Raw genomic sequence first — 24,000 nt, 5'->3', positions numbered from 1 at the left:
TTGAAGATGAAAAGTATTAGTTTAGACATCACAAAAGCCACTCAGTTCTTGAAACCTGGCACTATAGAGGCCTATGAAGAAAAGGTAAAAGCCGTACAAGAAGCACTTGAAAATGGTACTTGTCCGGGAAACGATTTCTTAGGATGGTTACATTTGCCTTCTTCCATCACACCTGCGTTTCTTGACGAAGTACAGGCATGCGCCAACACCTTACGCGAAAAGTGCGAAGTGGTGGTGGTTGCCGGCATTGGCGGAAGCTACTTGGGCGCTCGTGCCGTGATAGAGGCCTTGGGAAACTCATTCGCCTGGCTGGTGAACGACAAGAAGAATCCTGCCATTCTCTTTGCAGGAAACAACATTGGCGAGGACTATTTGGCAGAACTCACCGATTACTTGAAGGATAAGAAGTTTGGTGTCATCAACATATCTAAATCGGGAACCACCACTGAAACGGCTCTTACCTTCCGCTTGTTGAAGAAACAATGCGAGGCACAACGTGGCAAAGAAGAGGCTAAGGACGTGATTGTGGCCATCACCGACGCAAAAAAAGGTGCCGCGCGCACATGCGCCGACAAAGAAGGATACAAGAGTTTTGTCATTCCTGACAATGTAGGCGGTCGCTTCTCCGTACTCACTCCCGTTGGATTACTGCCCATTGCCTGTGCTGGTTTCGATATTAAAGCTTTGGTACAGGGTGCTGCCGACATGGAAAAGGCAACGGGGAAAGACGTGGCTTTGCAGGAGAACATAGCCGCACAGTACGCTGTTGTGCGTCATGCGCTGTATCGTGAAATGGACAAGAAGATTGAGATTATCGTCAACTTCCAACCTAAACTGCACTTCATCGGTGAATGGTGGAAACAACTTTACGGTGAGAGTGAAGGAAAAGACCATCTGGGCATTTTTCCTGCCGCATGTGATTTTACCACCGATTTGCACTCCATGGGACAGTGGATACAAGAGGGTGAGCGTTCAATCTTCGAAACTGTGATTAGTGTTGAGCAGCCTAATAAGAAGATGTTGTTCCCCAAAGATGAGGAAAATCTGGACGGTTTGAACTTCTTGGCAGGCAAACGAGTAGACGAAGTGAACAAGATGGCCGAGCTGGGTACACGACTGGCGCACGTTGACGGTGGCGTTCCCAACATCCGCATCAGCCTTCCAGAACTGAATGAGTATTACATCGGCCAGCTACTTTACTTCTTCGAGATAGCCTGTGGCATTAGCGGAAACCTCCTTGGCGTGAACCCTTTCAACCAACCTGGCGTGGAAGCGTACAAGAAGAACATGTTCGCCTTGCTCAACAAGCCTGGCTACGAAGCTGAAAGCAAGGCCATACAAGAGCGTTTGGCTAACGAAAAATAAGATTGAATGTTTGAAAACGAAATACAAGATTATTTGAGAAAGCATGACTTTGCGGCATTTCAACCCAAAGTCGTGCTTTTTGATATGGACGGTGTGCTGTACAATTCAATGCCTCATCACGCCGTTGCGTGGAAAGAATCGATGAAGAGTTTCGGTCTTGATATGACCGAAGCGGATGTGTATGCCACTGAAGGAATGAAGGGTGTGGACACCATCAGGATGATGGTTAAACAACAACAAGGTCGTGACATCTCGGAAGAAGAGGCGCAAAAGATGTACGATGAGAAAGGCAGACTGTTTCATCAAATGCCCGAAGCACCCATATTTGACGGGGTACTCAACCTCATGAGCAAGATAAAGAAGAGCGGATTGAGCATTGGCATTGTTACAGGTAGTGCGCAAAGGAAATTGATTAAACGACTTGTGAACGATTTTCACCACTTCGTATCTGAAGAGAATATTGTCACAGCCTATAACATCAAGCATGGAAAACCTGCGCCCGACCCGTATTTGAAGGGCTTACAACTAACGGGAAGCCATCAACCCTGGGAAGGAATCGTGGTGGAGAATGCGCCCATGGGCATACGAGCAGGCGTGGCAGCTCAAATCTTTACGGTAGCTATTAACAGTGGTCCCCTACCCGACAGCACCCTTAGAAAAGAAGGTGCCGACCTACTTTTTCATCAAATGACTGAGTTTTGTGCGGTCTGGGAACAGCTTTTAGATGCAGCCAAACACGTTTAAACCCAGCTTTAATCAATGGTCAAGAAAGGTAAAATGTAAGATGTCCACCTACAAAATGTTGGGTGACTACTGGTAAAATGTATAATGACTACCAACAAAATGTAAGATGTCCACTAACACTTACTTACCTCATACCATCATTTTGCGGCGGATTTTTGTTTTAGCCACCGCATTATTGCTTGGCGTAATGAAGCTCCAGGCACAGCAATGTTTGGTGTGTGACGCCATTACCCGCATCCCTATCCGCGACGTGGAGGTGCATGCAAATGGCAAATTTGTTGGAAAAACCACCTATAGAGGACTGATATCCTTACCTTACAATACAAAGAGTGCCACTTTCTACAAACGCAACTACTTGAAAGAAACACTCTCTGCAGAAGAAATTAGGAAAGACACTGTCTTCCTTTTCCCTGCAACATACAGTATTGACGAAGTGACTATTTGGGGAAAGCACATGCAAAATATTGACAGTCTGAAGGCCAATCGCCCCTACATGCCACCAGACCATGACGCACCCCATGGCTTCTTTGAGTTCGATTTAGCCAAGATGCTCGACTTTAGGAAGAAGAGAGATATGAAACACCTCAGGCAGTTGAAAGAGGCATTCCGCAAGATAGATGCCGCAGAAGACCCCATAGAAAAGGCCTACCGCGAAACGTTACGCGAACAAGAGAGGCAAGAACAACGGGAAAAGCGGCACTAAATGAGCACCGCTGTTCCGCTTACTGCCACCATTAACATGCTCCCAGACTGCCCAATGGTTTCATAATCAATGTCAATACCCACGATGGCATTGGCACCCAAAGCCTCAGCTCGTTCTTGCATCTCGTGCAAGGAAGTGTCCTTCGCCTCACGAAGTACCTTTTCATAAGCATTGCTACGGCCGCCAATGACGTCGCGTATACCGGCAAAGAAATCCTTCAATACATTGGCGCCAATAATGGTTTCGCCCGTTACCACACCCTTGTACTCCAGGATTTTTCTTCCTTCAACAGTAGGAGTTGTTGTTAACAGCATTTATTATGACTTTCTAAACAGTGATGCAATCCAAAGTAATAACACGGCACCCACTACAGCTGTTCCTAAAGAGCCAATGGTTCCACCCCAAGAGATGTTCAACAGGCTCAGCGTCCAGCCACCAACAACACCGCCAACGATACCCAGCAACAGGTTCATCCAAAAGCCGAAACCGCCACCACGCATAATCTTACCAGCAATAAAGCCAGCCAAACAACCAATAATAATTGATCCAATAAGTCCAAACATAATTTTTATTTTTAAATTGATACAAATTTCTTATAGTTCCGTTCCATGCGACCATCAGTTACATGGCCAGACGGTTGAAGAAGAACCAGGGTAAAGTCATCCTGCAAGATGAATGCAACTCTTCATCCAGAACAACATTCATTCCATCCGGCACCTGCCCCCTTTAGGGAAGAACAGGTTTGCCTGCGTCTTCCCAACCCACGATACCGTCACGGAGATTAACCACCTTAAAGCCAGCCTTGGCTAGTTTTTGAGCGGCCAACATGCTGCGTTTGCCTGAACGACAATAGACATACACTGGATTAGTGTGATCCAACTTTGCCTGCGCCTTCTCAATAAAGTCAGGCTGTTGCACGTCAATATTTTCCGCATTGGCGATGTGTCCCTGCGCATATTCCTCGGCCGAACGCACATCCAGCAATTGTACATGTCCGTCGTAGAGGGCGTTTTCAAACTCGTCTGCTGTTACAGACTCGATTCCTTGATGACTGGAACAGCTTCCAAATAGCGTACTAAATATCACGATAATAAGACCTTTCAATAAATTATTCATCCGTTTAGTTACTCTTAATCATCTCAAAATTACAAAAAAAAGTTGAATCTATCAAATAAATCTTACAAAAGTTCACTACTTACGACATATTTGTCTTTATCTATGGTCACAGCTATCTCCTTTTGAAGAATGCGTCTGAGACAACACACGAATGCCAAGCTTTTCCACCAGGCGTGGCTTTTTGCGTTCCAAACATAAAAAATTATATCAGTAAATTTGTCTCGATTTGTTTTTTTTCTTTACTTTTGCGAAGTAACAACATCAAACGGAAAGCGATGAAAACCAAGACCTTTATTCTCTTATTGTTCCTTACTGTCTTGTCCATAGACGCATCGGCACAAGGCCGAATGATGCCCAATCTCGACAAGGTAACCATCTTTTCCAAAGGCGCACAGGTATACCGTCACAAACAAGTGGCCCTGCAAGCCGGCGAACAGACGCTCAGTTTCACAGGGCTATCGCCCTACATAGACGTCAACAGCATACAGGTCAAGGCCGAAGGCAATGTGACAATACTTGGCGTCAGTCAGCGATTCATTCGTCCCGACAGTGCCATGCTTTCCGAACAGCTGCGTGCTGCCGAAGCTGCACTAAAGAAAGCACGCAACCGCCAGGCTGAGGTAAAAGCCAAGCGAACGGTCATGAAGTCGCAACTGGAGATGGTGAAAACCAACAGTTCCACAGCTGCACGCACCGTTGCGACACCCCTCGAAGCCATCAAGCAGCTCAACCAATATTATTATGACGAAACCATGGCCATCAACAAGCGGCTCATCGATCTCAACGAAGAAGAGCAGCAGGCCAACCACAATGTGGAAAAACAACAAGAAGTTATAGACTCCATCGCCGGACTCAATACCAAACGGCTCACCGTAATCGATGTCAAGGTTGATGCTCCGCGAGCTTCTAACGCCAACTTCACCTTTGTCTACTACGTCAATGGGGCGTCATGGTACCCCACCTACGAACTCCGTTCAAGCAGCACTGCGGCTCCCCTGCAACTCACCTACAAAGCCAACATCACACAACAAACCAATGAAGACTGGCGCAACGTGCCCGTCACACTGTCGTCGGCCAATCCAAATCGCAGCAATGTGTCGCCTGAGCTAAAGACTTATTGGCTCGACTATGACCTCGCCGCACCCACCTACGACTTTGGTATAGATAACAATCGCATCTCTGGCACTATCACCGACGAGGAAGACAATCCCGTCATCGGCGCCACCATCAAAGTGAAAGGCACCACCATCGGCACCGTAAGCGACATTGACGGACACTACACGCTCACGTTGCCCAATGGCAATCGCAACGTGGAAGCGAGCTATATTGGTATGGTAACACAAGTGAAGCAAGCCACAGGAAACCGCCTCGACTTCCGCATGGAGAATAACAAACTGGCATTGGAAGAAGTGGTGGTCAAGGGATTTGGAAGCAAAAGCACGAGATCGAACGCGAAATTTACAGCTCCAGTGATAAAGGCCGACAGGGAGGTGAAGGCCGAAAGCATCGCTGATGAAAACAGCATGGATGTTAGTTCCACTGCTGCCAAGTTTGGATACGAGTTTGAGATAGGGCATCCGCTGACCATTCTCTCCAACAACAAGCCCGTGAGTTGCCAGATAGGCAAATACCAATTACCCACCACCTATGCTTACAAGGGCGTTCCCAAAATTGACAAGAGCGCTTTCCTCGTGGCTGATGCCACTGGCTGGAACGAGCTGAACCTTATTCAGGGAGAGGCCACCGTGTTCTTCGACAACAGCTATGTGGGCAAAACCATCCTCAATCCCGACCAACAAAGCGATACCCTCCACCTCGCCATGGGGCGCGACAACGGCATCCACATCGAGCGTAAACTCATCAAGAACAACACCTCCCGCAGACTACTGGGTAGCAGCAGAGTGCAAACCATGAACTGGGAAATCAGCTTACGCAATGCCCGAGCCGAACAAGTGGTCATCAGTATTTACGACCAACTGCCCGTTTCGAGAAATTCAAGCATCACCGTCACGCCTCAGGAACTAAGTGGCGGACAACTCGACAAGCTGAACGGACAGGTAGTCTGGAAGCTGACGCTTGCTCCAGGTGAAGTTAAAAAGCTGTCGCTTGGCTATCAGGTGAAGTATGACAAATACCGTCAACTCACTATAGAATAAGGAGAAAATTTGAGTACTTGATTTTTAAAGTTCATCTATTCATTGCACACACGCTGATTGTATAGGGCAAAGAGTTTTAAAGTTAGCAACTCATCACATCAATAGTCATATACCTTTCGTTTTACTACCTTGACTTTTTGATTGATGATGAGTGCCCACTAAAAGCTTTATTACATTTCACAATGAAGGCTGAATTCCTCACTCGAAATTCAGCCTTCATTGTGTTTCCTTGTATTCACTAAAATATAACCTCTTCCATCATGATGGAATATCGTAAGCTGTATCATTTACGATTTGCAGATTTGCCAAACACAACACGACCTCTCTGACGGCAATGCAAGTTGGTGGGAAGCCATCTTGGGAGTTGGTTTTGCGCTACAATTGGCTTGAAGTTCGGAAAAAAACATGTAATTTTGCACGCAAAAGACCCAAAAAGATGAGATCCATCCTACTTTCATGCTTGCTTATTGCAACGACGATAGCCCATGCCATCCCAGCGAAAAAAATGTGGAGAACCTACACCCAACGTGATGGTTCGACCATCCGCGTACTTATGGTGGGCGATGAGCACCTGCATTATTTCTTGACAGACGACCAGGTTCCACTGGTCCAGCGTGACAACAACTTTTTCTATGCGAAGATTGAGAAGGACAAATTGGTTTCCTCCAACATCCTGGCGCACGAAGCTTCCCTGAGAACAGCCGTTGAGAAAAAGAACATCCGCACCGTCCAAGAGATAGAACCGCTGCGCGAGAAGGCTCCTACCCGACTGTACCAGTTAAACAAACTACCAGCTATGCGCAAGAATCAGTATGCGGGAAAGAAAAAAGGCCTTATCATCTTGGCGAACTTCAGCGACAAGACCTTCAGGGACGAAGACCCGCAGAAAGTGTTTGACGACATCGTTAACAAATCGGGATACAAAGACTATGGAGGCGTTGGCAGCGTCCATGATTATTTTTATGACCAAAGCAACGGACGGTTCGACCTCTCTTTTGATGTCATGGGGCCTGTGCAACTCAAGCATACCCTTGCTTATTACGGCGGAGATAAAGACGGTCAAATCGACGTGAGAGTTTCTGAAATGATTGTCGAAGCCTGCCAAGCGGTCAACGAAAAAGTTGACTTTCGGGACTACGACTGGGATAATGACGGTGTTGTAGACCAAATAGTTGTGATCTATGCCGGCTATGGACAGGCCACATCGGCGAAGCCAGAAACCATCTGGCCTCACGAATTCAACATCAAAAGCAAGAACTTAGTGCTGGATGGGGTAAAAATCAACACCTACGCATGCAGCAACGAGCTGTACGAATATTACACCGGAACGGGCATAGGGCGCGTGCGCAACACCCTTATGGGCATCGGTGTCATCTGTCACGAGTTTTCGCATTGTCTGGGAATACCCGACTTTTACGATACCGGAAAATCAAAAAACTATGGCACAGGCGACTGGGACATCATGGCCAGTGGCAGCTATAACGGTCCTTTAGGTATCGGATGGGTACCACCCGCCTATACCAGTTACGAGAAAAACTTTGCTGGCTGGTTGGATTATACGGTCTTAGAACATGAGCCCCAGCACGTTACCGGCATGAAACCTCTGCTGGAAGGCGGCGAGGCATACGCCATCTACAACCCGCAGAACCATGATGAATACTATTTGTTAGAGAACAAAGGACGTAGTAAATGGGACTCCTATCTGCCCAAAAGTGGTCTGCTGGTGCTTCATGTTGACTATGATGCGAAACTGTGGGCGTACAACATGGTGAACAACACCGAACAGAAACAGTACAACACGCACCAACGACTGACCATCGTTCCGGCCGATGCCAGCTACGGCAACGCTGACCGCGACACCTATCCGCTGGGAGAACGCGACAGTTTGACGGCTAACAGCACACCTGCGCTAACGCTTTACAACGCCAACTGGGACAACAATTATGTACTATATAATAAGGTGTTGAACATCAGAAAAGACGCTAACGGCCTCATCAGCTTCAACTATTTACCCGACCCGCATTTCAACACGGCAGGAATAGAGCCTGCGTTCAACGGCAACGCCACTGCAACAATCGTTTCCATTTATAACATGCGGGGGCAGCGAATGTCCACAACGCAGCTCAACGGTCTGCCCCACGGCCTGTATCTTCTGAACTTATCGGATGGCACTACGCGTAAAGTCGTGGTAAAATAACAAAAAGTCCGTATATGACACCCCGTCTCTTCTTGGGTTAGGCGTAAAGATGATAAAAGAATCATCCACCACTAAGAAGAGACGGGGTGGCGTTTTTTGTCCGATAAGATGACAATAAAATTAGTCATGATGAATGGGGCTTCCAGAAAAAATCAATAGGCCTACAGGGAGCATAAACCTTAATTCTTGACTGAAAAACTCACAATTATACCCCAAAAGCATCAAGATGATGCTACAAGAAACACGCTTTTGAATGGCAAAATGCATGACATTGAGCTTTAAAAGCATGCTTATTGCGGTACAATAACAATGCTTTAATAAACAAAACTGGCAACTATGAGGGCTAAAAATCACCGCAATATACCTAACACATTGTAAAACAACAAATTACAAAACTCGTTCATTTTGAGCGTATTTGCGACTGGTTGTCAACCTACTGATAAATATTGTAAACACAGCGAGGTGTTTGTCAAGAAAAAAGATGATCGATGCAAAATTATAGGGGCGTGATTCATCACCTTTCGTCAACATCAAGTGATGCTTTTCCAGACTTGCAGACAAAATGAAGGGAGCTATTTCATCATGTTCCAACAAGAGCGGAAGACTTTTGGAACGCGGCTCCTTTATTTAATTAAGGTAGCTTGCTGAAAAAATCAATCCCTTTTTTTGTGTCAACAACGAATCTACCTCTATGTACGTTGTTTAACTATCTCCCCCTTAAATAAAAGTGCCATGCAGTTGATAAATAATTTTATGTCACTCAACAGCTTTTATCATTTTTTTTGCTTATCTTTGCAAACACTTCATTGTCCGACGGCAGATTCCTTTTCCTCCAACAAGAGTTTGGGAACCTGTCGGACAGGTAAAAGTTTATTATTAACAACAATTTATGGACGACTATCATTCGGAAAAAAGTAACGAAAGGTAGAAGAGTAGTCTCCAGGAGGCTAATCTTCGACCCCATGAACCATGGAGATTAGCGAAAATGAGAACTTACTGGAACATCAACGAAATACTTAGGCCCATCGAGGAATGGCAGCCTAATTGCTGGATTCAGGTGACCTGTCCAACAGAGGAAGACCAACAAGAGCTGGAAGAACGTTTCCAAATACCCGATTATTTCTTGCAAGACGTCAGCGATACCGACGAGCGTGCCCGTTACGAATATGACGATGGCTGGATGCTCATCATCCTGCGTATCCCCTACGTCAAAGAGATACGCTCGCGCACGCCCTACACAACGGTTCCTCTGGGTATCATCCACAAGCGCGACGTGACCATCACGGTGTGCTATTACGAGACCAATATGATGATTGACTTTGTGAGCTATCAGCAAAAGCGAGGCTCGGGTTTCACCGATTATGTTGACTTGACTTTCCGTTTGTTCCTCTCCAGCGCCGTATGGTACTTGAAACGACTGAAGCAGATCAACACCCTCATTGAGAAAGCCAAGCACAACTTAGACCATGAGGTGAACAACGAAAGCCTCATCGGACTGAGCCGACTGCAAGATTCGCTCACCTATTTCATCACTTCCATACGCGGCAACGAGAACCTGTTGGCCAAGTTGAAGTTTAAGTTGCAGGTAGACGAACTGGATGCCGACTTGATAGAAGACGTCAACATCGAGATGACGCAGGCCCGAGAGACCACCAGCATTTACGCCAACATCCTCGAATCGACCATGGACACTTACTCGAGCATTATCAACAACAACGTCAACACGGTGATGAAGACCCTCACCTCGGTATCCATCCTGATGATGTCAACCACCCTGGTGGCATCGCTCTATGGCATGAACGTCATCAACGGCATGGAAACCTACAAGTACGGTTTTATCGTAGCCTTTGGCATTTCCATCCTCGTGGCCGTGGTTTCATGGGCCATCATGCGTCACAAACACATGTTGTAGACAGGGCATGGACGGATGATAAAGCGGACAAAACAATAAAAAAATCACTATTATTTAGGAAATTAGCACATTTTTATATAAGTTTGCACCATCTAACGCCCTTACTATCGGCATGACAATCATCTACATAGACGAAGTGAAGGCAAACAAGTGACGCATCCAGGATGTGTCAAAGCACCGGAAAACCAAATCATAAACTTAAAACAGTGAACTGATGGACTCTCAAGAAAGCACCCCGAAGCAGGGTAATTTAGAAAGCGAGAAACAAATTGTAGGCACCGAAAACATAGTTGTCACACCAAACACTCATGCATCTGAAGAAGAAAAGGTAACGAGTGAGGAACCGCAACAAGCAATCGTGGAAGAGGCTGAGCCGCAAGACGGCAAGACCGAAGGTGAACCTGTGAGCGAAACTACCGAAGAGCAAACAGAGCAACCTGAGGCGACAAAACAGGAAGAAGAAACGCCAAAGGAGGAAGAGGCTCCAAAGATTTACGCGACGAAGCAAGAGGTTCTGGACAGACTGAAGGAGATTGCCAACAGCGATGAAAACCCACAGAAGAACGAACTTGACCTGCTCAAGACCACCTTCTACAAGCTTCATTTGGCCGAACGAGAGGCACAGCAGAAGGAATACCTTGAGAATGGTGGTGATCCGGAGCATTATCAGGTAATACCTGACAAGCTTGAAGAAAGCCTTAAAACAGAGATGGCCATCATCAAAGAGAAACGGGCTAAGATATTTCAACAGCAAGAAGCTGAAAAAGAGGAGAATCTGAAAAAGAAACTTGAGATTATTGACAAAATCAAGGCGATGGCCACATCGCCCGATGAAGCCAACAAATCGTTCCAAGAGTTCAAGTCATTACAACAGCAATGGAAAGAAATCAAGGCCGTACCCGCACAAAACGCCAGCGAATTGTGGCGCAACTACCAGCTGTATGTTGAGCAATTCTACGACTTGTTGAACCTCAATAGGGAAGCGCGCGAATATGATTTCAAGAAAAACCTGGAGCTGAAGACGAAGCTGTGTGAAACGGCTGAGAACCTAGCCAACGAAGAAGACGTAATTAGTGCCTTCCACCAATTGCAGGAATTGCATCAGCAATATCGCGAAATTGGTCCGGTGGCTAAAGAACTGCGCGAAGAGATTTGGGCTCGTTTTAAGGCTGCGTCTACTGTCATCAACAAGCGTCACCAGCAACATTTCGAGACACTGCGCAAGGAAGAAGAAGAAAACCTGACGAAAAAGACAGCACTTTGCGAGAAAGTAGAAGGCATCGTTGCACAGGAATACAAGACGGCTGGCGAATGGGAAAAGCATACAAAGGAGATTATTGACATTCAGGCAGAATGGAAGACGATAGGGTTTGCCCCGCAAAAAATGAACGTCAAAATATTCGAACGTTTCCGCTCAGCCTGCGATCAGTTCTTCCAAAACAAGGCAGAGTTCTTCAAGCAGATGAAACAACGCTTCGCTGAGAACGCCGAAAAGAAGAAAGAACTTGTGGAGAAAGCACAGGCTTTGGCCGACAGCACGGATTGGAAATCGACGAGCGACAAACTCATTGCCTTGCAGAAAGAATGGAAAACCATTGGTATGGTGCCTAGGAAACAAGGTGACCGCCTGTGGAACGACTTTATTACGGCTTGCAACACCTTCTTTGAGGCGCGCAACAAAGCCAATGCAAGCACGAAAAATAACGAGCACGAGAACCTGGAAAAGAAACGAGCCATCATCGCCCAGCTAAAAGAGTTGGTTGAAAAACCTGACGAAAACACCAAAGAAAAGGTGCAGGAATTGGTGGACGAGTACAGCAAGATAGGCCATGTTCCGTACAAAGAGAAAGATAACGTTTATCAGGAATACCACGACATCTTGGACAAGCTGTATAAGGACTTGCACATTTCGTTTGCCCGCCGACACCTTGACAACTTCAAGAACAACTTGAAGAACATGGCCAAGATGGGCGAAGATGCGCTGGACAACGAGCGTGGCAGACTGATGCACCGCTATGAACAGCTGAAGTCGGAGATTACGACTTATGAAAACAACCTCGGCTTTCTTAACGCATCGAGCAAAAAAGGCAACAACCTGCTGGACGAAATGAATCGGAAAGTGGAGAAATTAAAGGATGACTGCAAGATGATTCGTGAGAAGATCAAGGCCATCGATGCTGAAAATAAAAATGCTGAATAACGCTAAAATAGCGATTTACATTAATTAAATAAATCCCAGTTGGCTTGATGCCAACTGGGATTTATGCTTGATTGTCACTCGCAACACGTCCAGGTTTAGCCTGCGCAGACACCTGGTAAATTAGCAATTCATCAACTTACCAGCCATCAACTCGTAAACTCGTCAACTTGTAAACTCGTTAACTATCACACTTGATGGTACACTTGCTCGAAAGGAAGGCGGTATCGTTCGGATCGAACACCGTCAGGCAGACGCACGCCGCATGTGATAACCATGTTAATCTCCGTGTGGTAAGGAAGTCCTAAAGCCTTCTTGACCAGCCAACTGTCAAATCCCTCAACAGGACATGTGTCGTATCCTTCCTCGCTCATAGCCAACATGAACGTCTGAACGACAAGGGCGCAACTCTTATGAACCGTGATGCGCGTATCGCCTTCGGTCACTTGTTTCACGATAGGACGGAACAATCCGATGATTTGAGCCAGCAATTTGCGAAACAATCCCAGCAACCAAAAGAAGCGAGTGTAAAACAGTGGCATCACAAAATCGTAATACACCTGCCATTTTTTGATGCGTTTGGCTTGTTTCTCCTTCGGACTGTTTTGCATGACATTCTCTATTTCGAACGCCTTCACAGCCTTGGCATGCGCCCGATGCTTGTCCCTACGTGTGACGAACACCACCATTTGCTGTGCGGTTTCTGCCGTCTGCTGATCTAAAAGAGCATGGGTCAGCTTTTTGAGAATCTTCGGTTGAGTGACATGATAACACTCCCAAAGTTGCATGTTCGAACTGGTTGGTGCCAAAGCAGCCAACTCCAAGCAATGACGTACACGCGCTGTGTCAAGCGGTTTGACAGGATCGAAATGACGAATGGCACGTCGGTGATTCAAAATATCTTGTAAACTCATATCTATTGGTTTTAGTTCTTGTTTTAGAGAAAATACCCTATCGTTTCCAAAGCACTGCTTGAAAGACCATCATCCCATTGACTAAAGTCCATTAAGTCAACGGGACGACCCGTATTTCTCAATGCTCCAGCAAAATAAGATACTTTTCGTATCCTTGCGCTTTCATTTCTTCTTGAGGAACAAAACGCAAAGAAGCACTGTTAATGCAATATCGCAACCCACCTCGGTCTTTAGGGCCATCGTTAAAAACATGTCCCAAATGGGCTTGACCTTTAGCACTTCGCACCTCGGTACGCTGCATCCCGTGAGATAAGTCTTGCTTTTCTTCCAAGAAATGTGGGTCAATTGGCTTGCTGAACGCAGGCCATCCACAGCCAGACTCAAACTTATCAGTACTCAAAAACAGCGGCTCGCCAGTGGTGATGTCTACATAGATGCCTGGTCTAAATTCACCATTGTATTCATTATCATAAGGACGCTCGGTAGCGGCATGCTGAGTAACCTCGTATTGTAAAGGTGTCAACTGCTGCTTCAGTTCTGCATCCGTTTTCTTCACATAACGTGAAGATTCGGCTGTATCCTTGTTGGCTACACGCGCATACTGCATCAATGCCTGTGGAACATGGCAATATCCTCCAGGATTTTTATCCAAGTAATCTTGGTGATAATCTTCTGCTGCATAGAAATTCCGAAGAGGCTGAACTTCTATTTGTATCTTCTTCGAATATTCTTTGCTCAACTTGGCCATCTCAGCTTGAATCATGGGCAAGTCATGTGCATCTGTATAATAAATACCAGTGCGATACTGTGTACCAACATCTCCACCCTGTCTATTTAAAGAGGTAGGGTCGATCGTCTTAAAATACAATATTAAAAGTAAAGAAATAGGTAATACTTGAGGATTATAAACAACGTGTACAGCTTCTGCAAAACCTGTTTGATCTGTACATACCTCCTCATAAGAAGGATTTAGTCCACGCCCATTCGCATATCCAACTTCGGTACTGAGAACGCCATTGATTTGCTTCAAAAAGTGTTCTGTACCCCAAAAGCATCCACCTGCCAAGTATAATTCAGCCTGTTCGTTCATATCTAATTCTTTTTCTGCAGCTACTTGTGCTCGTCCATGACAACCCATTAAAAGGAAAGCCCATAACAAACAAAGTATTTGGCAATTGATTATTTTCATACCTTTTATGGTCTGATGATTTACAAAACTATAGAAAAAAAATGAGGTTTAGCGAACTCATACACTTAAAAAAGATGAAAAACAACCGTCTTCTAACACCTTTAGTGGATGAACAAAGCAAGCATGTTGCCCTTAGGGAATCAAAAAAAAGTGCTTTCTATGATAAGAAAACACTTTTAAGTGGTTGGGATACTCGGACTCGAACCAAGAATGACAGGACCAGAATCTGTAGTGTTACCATTACACCATATCCCAAAATCAAATACGGTCATTGCCTATTTGCGTTTGCAAAATTACTACTTTTTTTTGATACCGCAATAATAAGTGGTGCTTTTTTCTTAAAAAAACTAATTTATTTCATATTTTATGCCTTTTGTAGTTATTTAGCACTAACTTTGTAGAATAATAGTACCACATATTATACATCATTTTTAGAGGATGAAACAATCAAAACAATTAGTCGACATCATCACAAAAGGAATACAAGAGAAGAAAGGTCAGGACATCGTCATTGCTGACTTAAGCAACATCGAAGGGGCGATAGCCAATTACTTTGTCATCTGTCAAGGCAACTCTCCCACCCAAGTGGAGGCGATTTCCGAATCAATTGGCGACACAGTCCGTGAGGATTTGAAGGAGAAACCGGTCAATGTTATCGGCCTTGGAGCGAACCAATGGGTGGCCATTGATTTCACTGACGTGCTGGTTCACGTCTTCTTGCCGGAAACAAGAGCATTTTACGACCTGGAGAACCTTTGGGAAGACGCCAAACTGACGAGGATTCCAGACCAAGACTAAATTAGCATTGCATTTGATATTCCTATCCTATTATAACAGAACTCATCTTTATGGACAATAAAAACAATCCCTACAACAATAACAACGACAATCAACCCAAGATGCCTAAGTTCAATATGAACTGGATTTACGCAATTGTTGCTATTACACTGGCCATATTTTTCATGACCGGAGGTGGTAACTCTTTGGGCAACGCAAGCGCCAATAAGAAAGCAACTTATTCGAAATTCAAGCAATACATCGCAAAAGGTTACGCCAAGAATGTGGTCATCAACAAGGAACAGAATATCTTGAAGATGTACGTTAAGCCCGAACACATCCGCGATGTCTTCAACATGACGGCCAAGCAGACGGGCACATCACCCTACGTTGAAGTGGAATTTGGATCGGTTGACGAACTGGAAAAATACCTAACAGCAGAACAATCATCTGGTAAAATTGCCGACTTCAGCTACGAGAACGAGAAAGGAAGCGACCTGATGAACATTCTTCTCAACCTCTCATTCCCCATTTTTCTCATCGTCATGTGGATTTTCCTGATGCGAAGAATGGGCGGTGGAGGTGCCGGTGGGTCTGGTGGCGTCTTCAATGTTGGTAAGAGTAAGGCCAAGATGTACGAGAAAGGCAACGACCTAGGCATCACCTTTAAGGACGTAGCAGGACAAGCTGGCGCCAAACAAGAAGTGCAAGAGATTGTTGACTTCCTGAAAAATCCACAGAAATACACCGACCTGGGCGGTAAAATACCTAAGGGAGCACTGCTCGTAGGACCTCCGGGAACGGGTAAAACCTTGCTGGCAAAGGCAGTTGCAGGTGAAGCTGGTGTGCCATTCTTCTCCATGAGTGGCTCCGATTTCGTAGAGATGTTCGTTGGAGTTGGTGCCAGTCGTGTACGCGACTTGTTCCGACAAGCCAAAGAAAAATCACCCTGTATCATCTTCATCGATGAGATTGACGCCGTAGGAAGGGCCCGCAGCAAGAATCCTGCCATGGGCGGAAACGATGAAAGGGAGAACACGTTGAATGCCTTGTTGACCGAAATGGACGGCTTTGGCACCAACAGTGGCGTCATTATTCTGGCTGCCACCAACCGCGCTGACATGCTCGACAATGCCCTGTTGCGTGCAGGACGCTTTGACAGACAAATCAGTGTGGACTTGCCTGACCTACCCGAACGCAAAGAAATATTCCTGGTTCATCTTCGTAGAGTGAAGGTAGCACCTGATTTGGACATCGACTTCCTGTCACGACAAACACCGGGATTCTCTGGTGCCGACATCGCTAACGTCTGCAACGAGGCCGCATTGATTGCCGCAAGACACAATAAGACACAAGTTGGAAAGCAAGACTTCCTGGATGCTGTGGACCGTATCGTTGGTGGACTGGAAAAGAAAACCAAGATTATGACGGCTGGTGAGAAGCGCACCATCGCTCTTCATGAGGCCGGACACGCTACCGTATCATGGTTCTGCGAGCATGCTCATCCGCTCGTTAAGGTCTCTATTGTTCCGCGCGGAAGAGCCTTAGGCGCCGCATGGTATCTACCCGAAGAGCGACAAATCACCACAAAGGAGCAGATGCTCGACGAGATGTGCGCCTTATTGGGTGGCCGAGCTGCCGAAGAACTGTGCGTAGGGCAGATTTCCACTGGTGCCATCAACGACCTGGAGCGTGCTACAAAGAGTTCGTATAGCATGATTGCCTACGCCGGTATGAGCGATGTACTGCCCAACATTTGCTACTACAACAACCAAGAATATCAGTTCCAGAAGCCCTACTCAGAGACCACGGCAAAGATTATCGATGACGAGGTGCTGAAGATGATCAACGAACAGTACGACAGAGCCAAGCAATTACTCACTGAACACAAAGAGGGTCATGCCAAGCTGGCAGAGCTTTTGCTCACTCGCGAGGTGATATTTGCTGAAGATGTTGAAAAGATATTCGGCAAACGCCCATGGGTTAGCCGCTCACAAGAAATCATGCAGGACAATGAACCCAAGCTGGAAGACATGCCTGAAGAAGTAAAAGCGGCTGAAGAAGAACATCAAAGAACATTGAAAGAGAATAAACAAGAGTTTTAGTTGACGAGTTTTTAGTTGACAAGTTGACGAGTAAATAGACTTATTGCTTGTCGACTTGTCAACTCCTCACAATCAACTTGTGAACTCGTCAACTTGTGAACTTGTCAACTATGAACCATCCATGACACCAAAACTTAAAAATCTCATTACGCGAAGCATCACTGGTATTTTGTTCGTTGCCATCATGACAACCTGTTTTTTGCGCCCTGTTGCCATGATATTCGTCTTTACACTCATCACTGGCATGACAATTTGGGAGTTTACAGGATTGGTAAACGACCGTGAGAACGTTACCGTTAACCGATTCATCACAACGATAGCCGGCGTTTATTTCTTTCTTGCCGTGGCAGGTGTCAACAGTGGCTTCATCCAAACCAATGCGGTATTTGTTCCCTATCTCCTCACCATCGTTTACCTATTCATCAGTAATCTGTACACGCAAAGCAAGGATGCGGTGAACGACTGGGCATACACCACGCTTTCGCAACTGTACATTGCGCTGCCACTCTCGATGATCAATGTGCTGGCTTTCAGACAATCACCAGACGGTGTGACCCATTTTTACTACTTACTTCCTCTGAGTATCTTCATTTTTCTATGGACCAATGACACGGGAGCCTACTGCACAGGCTCGCTCTTTGGTAAGCACAAACTATTTCCTCGCATCTCTCCCGCCAAGAGTTGGGAAGGCAGTATCGGTGGCGGCGTACTGGTGTTGATTGTAGCTACCATCATTTATTTTTTAGAGTCGCAAGGTGAAAACTTATCCACCCTGAACCTTTGGGAATGGTTGGGCTTGGGTTTGGTCGTGGTTGTATTTGGTACTTGGGGCGATTTAGTCGAATCGTTGTTCAAACGAACATTAGGAATTAAAGACAGTGGTAACATCCTACCTGGCCACGGAGGCATGCTCGACCGCTTCGACTCTTCCCTGATGGCCATTCCGGCAGCCGTTATTTATCTTTATTCCATCACCTTGTTGTAAGGTTTCCACATACCCAAAACCAACACGGGTGATTCATCTCAAGAATCATCTGCACCACATTTCGCCTCAGTTTGCCTACATAAACATTTTCCACGTCTTTTGTTTGTGCTTTATACTTTAATTTTCTAAATTTGCAAGACACAATGAGTTAACATGAAAAAAACTACATACCAATAACATTAATCTCATACTTATGCGTCATTTCAAAGTCATTTTTTTCCTCCTGACCTTATTGTCACCTACCCTTGTGTATTCACAAATCACTTACTACAACGCCGATCAGTTTCCGGTTATTGGAAAAATATCCAATGATACCGAAACCAGATACGAGCGTTTGCCGCGAGAATTAAAAAACACCTGTCGACCTCCTGTTTGGCATTTGGGCAAAAACACATCAGGTCTCGCCGTGAGGTTCAAGACCAACAGTACAACGATTGCTGCCAGATGGGAAACCCTGAACGATGCCTACATGAACCACATGTCGCCCACCGGAACCAAAGGACTTGACTTATACACCTGGGATCAAGGCAAATGGGTATTCATGAAAACAGGCAGACCTACGGCGAAAGTTTCCACGCAAGTCATCATCGATCACATGAAACCCATCGAGCGAGAATACATGCTCTACCTTCCCTTGTATGACGGAATTGTTTCACTTGAGATTGGCATCGACTCTACCAAGACCATCGCCCAACCCACGCTGCCATTTCCGAGGACAGAAGCACCCATCGTTGTGTATGGAACGAGCATCACGCAAGGTGGCTGTGCGGCCCGACCAGGAATGAGTTTCACCAACATATTAGAACGCAGGCTCAACACAGAGGTAATCAATCTTGGATTCAGCGGCAACGGCAGACTGGACATGGATGTGGCTGAAGTCATCGCCAAAAAGACAAATGCGCAGATGTTCATCCTTGATTTCGCACCGAACAACGGCCCAGAGAATGTCAAGAACAAGACAATTCCTTTCGTCAACATCATCAGAAAAGAAAATCCAAATACACCTATCGTGCTCATCGAAAACCCCATATTTCCCCATGGCACTTACGATCAAGAGATTAGTAAAGTTGTCCACGACAAGAATATCGAACTGAAAAAATGTTTTCAGGCACTCAAGGCAAAAGGAGACAACAACCTCTATTACATCAGTAGCGACAACCTCATCGGAAATGACGGCGAAGCAACGGTTGATGGTATTCACTTTACAGATCTTGGTTTCATGAGAATGGCAGATGTAGTGTTACAGGAAATTAAAAAGATGGGGATTGTCAAATAAACCGAAGCATAACTTTAGCGCCACGGCATAGAACGTGCTAAAAGTGGCACTCGTCACGTTCCGTCTTTCGGTCAATCGCGAATAGGATGACGTAAACAGAGATTCGACATTCTTCTCTGACGAAACGTGAAACAGCACCCCATTACCCTCACATATGAATAGCATTGAGTTTGCCCGCCAAAGTCATTGGGTTTGGCGGGCAAAGTCAATGACTTTACAGGTCAAACTCATAGACTTTGGAACGAATTTGTAAAGCGCTGATAGACAAGAAGTAAAGAGGCTCATTAAAAAGAGCAGACACCGCTCGGTTACTGCCGTTCGCCCTTCAACAATGAAACCATAATTTTTGCGGCATTTTCTGATGCTACATGATCGCCCAACTGATGACGCACCTCGGCATAATCGGCGAGCATTTTCTGGCGTTCTCCGCCACTTGGCAGGATAAGTCCCAGTTCTTTGACGATGTTCGCGAGGGTAAAGCGGTCGGCAAACAGTTCTCGCACCACTTCCCGATCAGCGATGAGATTGACCAGAGAGATGTACTTTACCTTAATGATATGCTCGAACGCAAAGCGTATGAGTCGAGGTACAGGCGTCTTGTAACACACCACTTGCGGCACATCGAACAAAGCCGTTTCGAGCGTTGCCGTGCCACTGGTCACCAAAGCTGCCGCAGCATGGGCCAACAACGGATAAGTCCTGTTTTTAACCAAGGCGACGTTCGTACCAGTCAGGTATTCTTCGTAATAAGCATCCTCAATAGATGGCGCACCCGCCAGCACAGGTTGGTAGTCTGGATAAGCGTTGGCTGCCTGAATCATGGCAGGCAGATTGTCCTTAATTTCCTGTTTTCTGCTTCCTGCCAGCAAGGCAATGATAGGTTTGTTTTTGTCAAGATGATTCGCAAGACGAAACTCCTCGAAACTCTCGGTATATGAAGCACGGAACTGACGCACCTCATCGGCCGTCGGATTGCCTACATAATGAATGGGATAATGATGTTTTTTCTCGAAGAAAGGGACCTCGAAAGGCAGGATGGAAAACAGCTCAGCCACATCGCGCTTGATGTTCTTGATGCGGTATTCCTTCCAAGCCCAAAGCTTGGGTGATATATAATAATAAGCAGGTATGTTTGTATTGGTTTTCAAGAACTTAGCAATATTCAGGTTAAAGCCGGCATAGTCGACCAAAATCACTACGTCGGGCTGCCACCGAACAATGTCTTCTTTGCACATTTTCATGTTCTTAAAGATGGTTCGCAGATGCAGCAGCACAGGGATAAACCCCATGTACGCCATTTCCTTGAAATGCCTCACCCGCTCTCCCCCAACCGCCGTCATGAGGTCTCCACCAAAGAATCGAAACTGAGCGTCATTGTCCTGTTTTTTCAAAGCCATCATCAACTGCGAGGCATGCAAGTCTCCACTGGCTTCGCCAACAATCAAATAATACTTCATAAGCTCATGATTTTGGAATATAGTATGGTGCGCACACTCGTCGATATGGAGCGTTCAGCAAGCGGTGAGCGGTTCAAAGAGGCTACACGGATCAGTCTTGGGCGTTGAATGCCGAAGGGGCAACTGGTTTTTCCCACTCTCTGATCTCATCCATAAACTCGTAAGCAGTGACATCCATCTTAGTGGGCGTAATGGCAACGTAGCCATGATTGAGTGCCCACTGGTCGGAGTCCTCGGCATTGGGTTCATCGTTCTGATACTCACCCACCACCCAATAATAATCGTATTGGCGCGGATGATGCTGTTTCACTATCTCGTTGACCCACCGGCCCATCGTCATCCGGCACACTTTGATGCCCTCAAACACTTGTCGGGCAGGAAAGTTGACGTTCAGGCAGATGCCCTTGGGCAATCCGTCCGCCAGCACCTTCTTCACCACCATCCGCACGTATGGACGCAACGGTTCAAGGTTGGCATCCTCCTCGTAATAACAACTGGAGAAAGCCACCGAGGGGATGTACTTCATGCAGCCTTCCATGGCGATGCCCATGGTACCCGAATAGTGATTGTTTACAGACGAATTGTCGCCGTGGTTGATGCCGCCCAGGATGAGAGCCGGCCTCCTGTTGGGGCACAACTGGTCGAGAGCCAGCTTCACACAGTCGACCGGCGTACCACTGCACGACCACACTTGAGCCGTTCCGATGTCCTTCCTGCGCTTTAACCGCAGATATTCCACAGCCGAAAAAGCACACGAAAAGCCCGAACGAGCTGCCTCTGGTGCGCAGACCAGTACATCTGACAAATCGGAAACCATGTCTACCAAGGCATGAATGCCGGGTGAATGATAGCCGTCGTCGTTCGAAATCAAAATCAAGGGTCGCTCTGTCTGCATGTCTTTTATCGCTTTTAATCAAGCCGAAAAGCTCAAGGAAAACTTTCTGAAGTGAGAAAGTAAATTTGCTTGATTCGGCTGGTAATATTCCTATTAATTCTCATGCAAAAGTACGAAAAAAAGTTTAAATGGGTACTTTGTCATACAAAATATGTAACTTTGCAACAATTTAATGTCTTTAGAAGGATACTGAAAATGGGAAAAATCATAGCTTTAGCGAATCAAAAAGGTGGTGTAGGCAAGACCACCACCACCATCAATCTGGGCGCATCATTGGCTACGCTCGAGAAATCGGTACTCATCGTCGATGCCGACCCGCAGGCCAACGCCTCCAGTGGTTTGGGCGTAGACATCAAGGAGGTGGATTGTTCGCTATACGAATGCATCATCAACAAGGCTGACGTGCGTGATGCCATCTACACCACAGACATTACCGGACTGGACATCATACCGAGCCACATCGACCTGGTGGGCGCAGAGATAGAGATGTTGAACCTGGACAACCGAGAAAAAGTAATCAAGAACATCTTGGATCCCATCCGCGATGACTACGATTACATACTCATTGACTGCAGTCCGTCACTGGGTTTGATCACGGTAAACGCGCTCACGGCATCCGACTCGGTCATTATTCCCGTGCAATGTGAATATTTCGCCCTGGAAGGTATCAGCAAACTGCTCAACACCATCAAGATTATCAAGAGCAAACTGAATCCGAAATTGGAAATCGAAGGTTTTCTCTTGACGATGTACGACAGTCGTCTGAGGCTGGCCAACCAGATATACGACGAGGTGAAGCGGCACTTCCAGGAGCTGGTCTTCAAGACGGTGATTCAGCGAAACGTGAAGCTCAGCGAAAGTCCGAGTCACGGATTGCCAGTCATCCTGTACGATGCCGACTCGTCGGGGGCCAAGAACCACCTGAACTTGGCCAGGGAAATCATCGGCAAGAACGCTTGAGTAGTAGACAATAAGACAGCGGAATATCAGGACTCTACAGCTCTCTTCATCCAGCGTTAACACACATTCTCTGTTGTTCCATTCATAACCAAAACCACCATTTTCCATCTTCCCTATAAGTAAAACAGACCCATGGCAGTACGAAAAAAATATAGTCATTCCACAAAGGCTCCGGCGTTAGGACGCGGGCTCGATGCTCTCATTTCGACAGACAACATACAAACGCAAGGCAGTTCGACCATCAACGAGGTGCCCATCGAACAAATTGAAGCCAATCCCAACCAGCCTCGTCGCGAATTTGACCAAGAGGCGTTGGAAGAATTGGCATCAAGCATTCGAGAAATTGGCATCATTCAACCCATCACCCTCCGCCAAGTGGCTGCCGACAAATATCAAATCGTAGCGGGTGAGCGTCGTTGGCGCGCCTCACAAATCGTTGGTTTAGAGGCTATACCCGCGTATATTCGGACGATAGACGATGAAACGGTCATGGAGATGGCATTGGTGGAGAACATTCAGCGCGAAGATCTCAATGCCATCGAAATTGCACTGGCTTACGAAAAGCTGATGGAAAAGAGCGGAATGACGCAAGAGAAAGTGTCTAAGCACGTGGGAAAGAGTCGCACGGCCATCACCAATTACCTGCGCTTGCTGAAGCTGCCGGCTCAAGTACAAATGGCTTTGCAAAAGAAAGAGATTGACATGGGGCACGCGCGGGCTTTACTTGCCGTAGAAAGCCCGTCGATGCAAATCAAGCTGTTCAAGGAAGTACAGAAGAATGGTTACCCCGTTAGAAAGGTAGAAGAGCTGGCTCAACAGCTCAAAAACGGCGGGGAACTGCGAAAATCAGAGAAACATAGCTCGGTCAAGGGCGGCTTGCCAGAGGAGTTTGACGTGCTGAGACTGCGCTTATCAACATTTCTGAAGACAAAAGTTCAAATGACATGTAGCGCCAAGGGAAAAGGCAAAATCAGCATTCCTTTCGCCAATGAACAGGAATTGGAACGTCTGATGAACATCTTTGACAAACTGAAAGACTAAGTTACTTTCGT

The 24,000-nt window shown here is 46.2% G+C and carries 20 protein-coding genes and 1 tRNA gene; 13 read left to right on the top strand and 8 right to left on the bottom strand.

The features are described from left to right. The first annotated feature begins 6 nt into the window (after window positions 1-6). The 3 genes from HMPREF0650_RS06545 to HMPREF0650_RS06535 all read left to right on the top strand — a co-directional run bounded on the left by HMPREF0650_RS06545 (window position 7) and on the right by HMPREF0650_RS06535 (window position 2,812). Window positions 7-1,365, top strand: a complete 1,359-nt coding sequence (locus tag HMPREF0650_RS06545) for a glucose-6-phosphate isomerase (protein ID WP_004349360.1) — start codon at window positions 7-9, stop codon at window positions 1,363-1,365. A 6-nt stretch (window positions 1,366-1,371) separates the two neighbouring features. Beyond that, window positions 1,372-2,109: an inorganic diphosphatase gene (locus HMPREF0650_RS06540; RefSeq protein ID WP_004349358.1), complete on the top strand. Its 738-nt coding sequence runs from the start codon at window positions 1,372-1,374 to the stop codon at window positions 2,107-2,109. Window positions 2,110-2,215: 106 nt separating this feature from the next. After that, a complete protein-coding gene (locus HMPREF0650_RS06535; protein WP_245543468.1) occupies window positions 2,216-2,812 on the top strand; it encodes a hypothetical protein in 597 nt (198 codons plus the stop codon). Here HMPREF0650_RS06535 and HMPREF0650_RS06530 read toward each other — a convergent pair. The 3 genes from HMPREF0650_RS06530 to HMPREF0650_RS06520 all read right to left on the bottom strand — a co-directional run bounded on the left by HMPREF0650_RS06530 (window position 2,809) and on the right by HMPREF0650_RS06520 (window position 3,928). After that, window positions 2,809-3,126 carry a heavy metal-binding domain-containing protein gene (locus HMPREF0650_RS06530; protein WP_004349356.1) on the bottom strand — a complete coding sequence of 106 codons (318 nt, stop codon included), beginning with the start codon at window positions 3,124-3,126 and terminating at the stop codon, window positions 2,809-2,811. The genes HMPREF0650_RS06535 and HMPREF0650_RS06530 overlap by 4 nt on opposite strands. Before the next feature lie 3 nt (window positions 3,127-3,129). Continuing rightward, window positions 3,130-3,375 carry a GlsB/YeaQ/YmgE family stress response membrane protein gene (locus tag HMPREF0650_RS06525; protein WP_004349355.1) on the bottom strand — a complete coding sequence of 82 codons (246 nt, stop codon included), beginning with the start codon at window positions 3,373-3,375 and terminating at the stop codon, window positions 3,130-3,132. A gap of 163 nt (window positions 3,376-3,538) precedes the next feature. Beyond that, window positions 3,539-3,928 (bottom strand): rhodanese-like domain-containing protein, encoded by a 390-nt coding sequence (locus HMPREF0650_RS06520; RefSeq protein WP_004349354.1) that lies wholly within the window; start codon window positions 3,926-3,928, stop codon window positions 3,539-3,541. Window positions 3,929-4,203: 275 nt separating this feature from the next. On the opposite strand from HMPREF0650_RS06520, the gene HMPREF0650_RS06515 reads away from it, so the two are divergent. The 4 genes from HMPREF0650_RS06515 (at window position 4,204) to HMPREF0650_RS06500 (ending at window position 12,393) form a co-directional block, all read left to right on the top strand. After that, entirely contained in the window at window positions 4,204-6,084 is a 1,881-nt protein-coding gene (locus HMPREF0650_RS06515) for a DUF4139 domain-containing protein (protein ID WP_004349352.1), read from the top strand. Between the two features lie 436 nt (window positions 6,085-6,520). Further along, window positions 6,521-8,281, top strand: coding sequence for a M6 family metalloprotease domain-containing protein (locus HMPREF0650_RS06510; RefSeq protein ID WP_162013127.1), 1,761 nt, complete (start codon window positions 6,521-6,523; stop codon window positions 8,279-8,281). A gap of 985 nt (window positions 8,282-9,266) precedes the next feature. Continuing rightward, window positions 9,267-10,193 (top strand): magnesium transporter CorA family protein, encoded by a 927-nt coding sequence (locus HMPREF0650_RS06505; protein ID WP_004349348.1) that lies wholly within the window; start codon window positions 9,267-9,269, stop codon window positions 10,191-10,193. A gap of 214 nt (window positions 10,194-10,407) precedes the next feature. After that, window positions 10,408-12,393, top strand: a complete 1,986-nt coding sequence (locus HMPREF0650_RS06500) for a DUF349 domain-containing protein (RefSeq protein WP_004349347.1) — start codon at window positions 10,408-10,410, stop codon at window positions 12,391-12,393. A 185-nt stretch (window positions 12,394-12,578) separates the two neighbouring features. Here HMPREF0650_RS06500 and HMPREF0650_RS06495 read toward each other — a convergent pair whose 3' ends face one another. The 3 genes from HMPREF0650_RS06495 to HMPREF0650_RS06485 all read right to left on the bottom strand — a co-directional run bounded on the left by HMPREF0650_RS06495 (window position 12,579) and on the right by HMPREF0650_RS06485 (window position 14,748). Next, window positions 12,579-13,304, bottom strand: coding sequence for a nitroreductase family protein (locus HMPREF0650_RS06495; protein WP_004349346.1), 726 nt, complete (start codon window positions 13,302-13,304; stop codon window positions 12,579-12,581). A 118-nt stretch (window positions 13,305-13,422) separates the two neighbouring features. Continuing rightward, the gene (gene msrB, locus HMPREF0650_RS06490) at window positions 13,423-14,493 is read right to left on the bottom strand and encodes a peptide-methionine (R)-S-oxide reductase MsrB (protein WP_004349343.1); all 1,071 of its coding nucleotides are present in this window, start codon (window positions 14,491-14,493) and stop codon (window positions 13,423-13,425) included. Between the two features lie 181 nt (window positions 14,494-14,674). After that, a tRNA-Gln gene (locus HMPREF0650_RS06485) sits at window positions 14,675-14,748 on the bottom strand. 183 nt (window positions 14,749-14,931) lie between these two features. On the opposite strand from HMPREF0650_RS06485, the gene rsfS reads away from it, so the two are divergent. The 4 genes from rsfS (at window position 14,932) to HMPREF0650_RS06465 (ending at window position 19,636) form a co-directional block, all read left to right on the top strand. After that, a complete protein-coding gene (rsfS, locus tag HMPREF0650_RS06480; protein ID WP_004349339.1) occupies window positions 14,932-15,291 on the top strand; it encodes a ribosome silencing factor in 360 nt (119 codons plus the stop codon). A gap of 50 nt (window positions 15,292-15,341) precedes the next feature. After that, a complete protein-coding gene (ftsH, locus tag HMPREF0650_RS06475; RefSeq protein WP_004349337.1) occupies window positions 15,342-17,375 on the top strand; it encodes an ATP-dependent zinc metalloprotease FtsH in 2,034 nt (677 codons plus the stop codon). Between the two features lie 121 nt (window positions 17,376-17,496). Next, on the top strand, window positions 17,497-18,360 hold the full coding sequence (locus tag HMPREF0650_RS06470) for a phosphatidate cytidylyltransferase (RefSeq protein WP_040562691.1): 864 nt from the start codon (window positions 17,497-17,499) through the stop codon (window positions 18,358-18,360). 193 nt (window positions 18,361-18,553) lie between these two features. Beyond that, window positions 18,554-19,636, top strand: a complete 1,083-nt coding sequence (locus HMPREF0650_RS06465; RefSeq protein ID WP_040562689.1) for an SGNH/GDSL hydrolase family protein — start codon at window positions 18,554-18,556, stop codon at window positions 19,634-19,636. 308 nt (window positions 19,637-19,944) lie between these two features. On the opposite strand, the gene lpxB is transcribed toward HMPREF0650_RS06465, so the two are convergent. After that, entirely contained in the window at window positions 19,945-21,093 is a 1,149-nt protein-coding gene (gene lpxB, locus HMPREF0650_RS06460) for a lipid-A-disaccharide synthase (RefSeq protein WP_004349333.1), read from the bottom strand. A 91-nt stretch (window positions 21,094-21,184) separates the two neighbouring features. Then, on the bottom strand, window positions 21,185-21,988 hold the full coding sequence (surE, locus tag HMPREF0650_RS06455; RefSeq protein ID WP_004349331.1) for a 5'/3'-nucleotidase SurE: 804 nt from the start codon (window positions 21,986-21,988) through the stop codon (window positions 21,185-21,187). Between the two features lie 195 nt (window positions 21,989-22,183). On the opposite strand from surE, the gene HMPREF0650_RS06450 reads away from it, so the two are divergent. Together HMPREF0650_RS06450 and HMPREF0650_RS06445 are read left to right on the top strand one after the other, a co-directional pair. Further along, entirely contained in the window at window positions 22,184-22,948 is a 765-nt protein-coding gene (locus tag HMPREF0650_RS06450) for a ParA family protein (RefSeq protein WP_040562687.1), read from the top strand. 132 nt (window positions 22,949-23,080) lie between these two features. Continuing rightward, on the top strand, window positions 23,081-23,989 hold the full coding sequence (locus tag HMPREF0650_RS06445; RefSeq protein WP_004349328.1) for a ParB/RepB/Spo0J family partition protein: 909 nt from the start codon (window positions 23,081-23,083) through the stop codon (window positions 23,987-23,989). Window positions 23,990-24,000 lie beyond the last annotated feature (11 nt).

The organism is Hoylesella buccalis ATCC 35310, assembly GCF_000177075.1.
GTDB lineage: Bacteria > Bacteroidota > Bacteroidia > Bacteroidales > Bacteroidaceae > Prevotella > Prevotella buccalis.
Note: the sequence above shows the minus strand (reverse complement) of the source record. Positions and strands in the feature narration are given on the sequence as shown.

What these genes read in the sequence shown, in the direction of transcription:
- HMPREF0650_RS06545 (WP_004349360.1), top strand. Translation starts at nt 7, where the DNA reads ATGAAAAGTATTAGTTTAGACATCACAAAAGCCACTCAGTTCTTGAAA.
- HMPREF0650_RS06540 (WP_004349358.1), top strand. Translation starts at nt 1,372, where the DNA reads ATGTTTGAAAACGAAATACAAGATTATTTGAGAAAGCATGACTTTGCG.
- HMPREF0650_RS06535 (WP_245543468.1), top strand. Translation starts at nt 2,216, where the DNA reads ATGTCCACTAACACTTACTTACCTCATACCATCATTTTGCGGCGGATT.
- HMPREF0650_RS06530 (WP_004349356.1), bottom strand. Translation starts at nt 3,126, where the DNA reads ATGCTGTTAACAACAACTCCTACTGTTGAAGGAAGAAAAATCCTGGAG.
- HMPREF0650_RS06525 (WP_004349355.1), bottom strand. Translation starts at nt 3,375, where the DNA reads ATGTTTGGACTTATTGGATCAATTATTATTGGTTGTTTGGCTGGCTTT.
- HMPREF0650_RS06520 (WP_004349354.1), bottom strand. Translation starts at nt 3,928, where the DNA reads ATGAATAATTTATTGAAAGGTCTTATTATCGTGATATTTAGTACGCTA.
- HMPREF0650_RS06515 (WP_004349352.1), top strand. Translation starts at nt 4,204, where the DNA reads ATGAAAACCAAGACCTTTATTCTCTTATTGTTCCTTACTGTCTTGTCC.
- HMPREF0650_RS06510 (WP_162013127.1), top strand. Translation starts at nt 6,521, where the DNA reads ATGAGATCCATCCTACTTTCATGCTTGCTTATTGCAACGACGATAGCC.
- HMPREF0650_RS06505 (WP_004349348.1), top strand. Translation starts at nt 9,267, where the DNA reads ATGAGAACTTACTGGAACATCAACGAAATACTTAGGCCCATCGAGGAA.
- HMPREF0650_RS06500 (WP_004349347.1), top strand. Translation starts at nt 10,408, where the DNA reads ATGGACTCTCAAGAAAGCACCCCGAAGCAGGGTAATTTAGAAAGCGAG.
- HMPREF0650_RS06495 (WP_004349346.1), bottom strand. Translation starts at nt 13,304, where the DNA reads ATGAGTTTACAAGATATTTTGAATCACCGACGTGCCATTCGTCATTTC.
- msrB (WP_004349343.1), bottom strand. Translation starts at nt 14,493, where the DNA reads ATGAAAATAATCAATTGCCAAATACTTTGTTTGTTATGGGCTTTCCTT.
- rsfS (WP_004349339.1), top strand. Translation starts at nt 14,932, where the DNA reads ATGAAACAATCAAAACAATTAGTCGACATCATCACAAAAGGAATACAA.
- ftsH (WP_004349337.1), top strand. Translation starts at nt 15,342, where the DNA reads ATGGACAATAAAAACAATCCCTACAACAATAACAACGACAATCAACCC.
- HMPREF0650_RS06470 (WP_040562691.1), top strand. Translation starts at nt 17,497, where the DNA reads ATGACACCAAAACTTAAAAATCTCATTACGCGAAGCATCACTGGTATT.
- HMPREF0650_RS06465 (WP_040562689.1), top strand. Translation starts at nt 18,554, where the DNA reads ATGCGTCATTTCAAAGTCATTTTTTTCCTCCTGACCTTATTGTCACCT.
- lpxB (WP_004349333.1), bottom strand. Translation starts at nt 21,093, where the DNA reads ATGAAGTATTATTTGATTGTTGGCGAAGCCAGTGGAGACTTGCATGCC.
- surE (WP_004349331.1), bottom strand. Translation starts at nt 21,988, where the DNA reads ATGCAGACAGAGCGACCCTTGATTTTGATTTCGAACGACGACGGCTAT.
- HMPREF0650_RS06450 (WP_040562687.1), top strand. Translation starts at nt 22,184, where the DNA reads ATGGGAAAAATCATAGCTTTAGCGAATCAAAAAGGTGGTGTAGGCAAG.
- HMPREF0650_RS06445 (WP_004349328.1), top strand. Translation starts at nt 23,081, where the DNA reads ATGGCAGTACGAAAAAAATATAGTCATTCCACAAAGGCTCCGGCGTTA.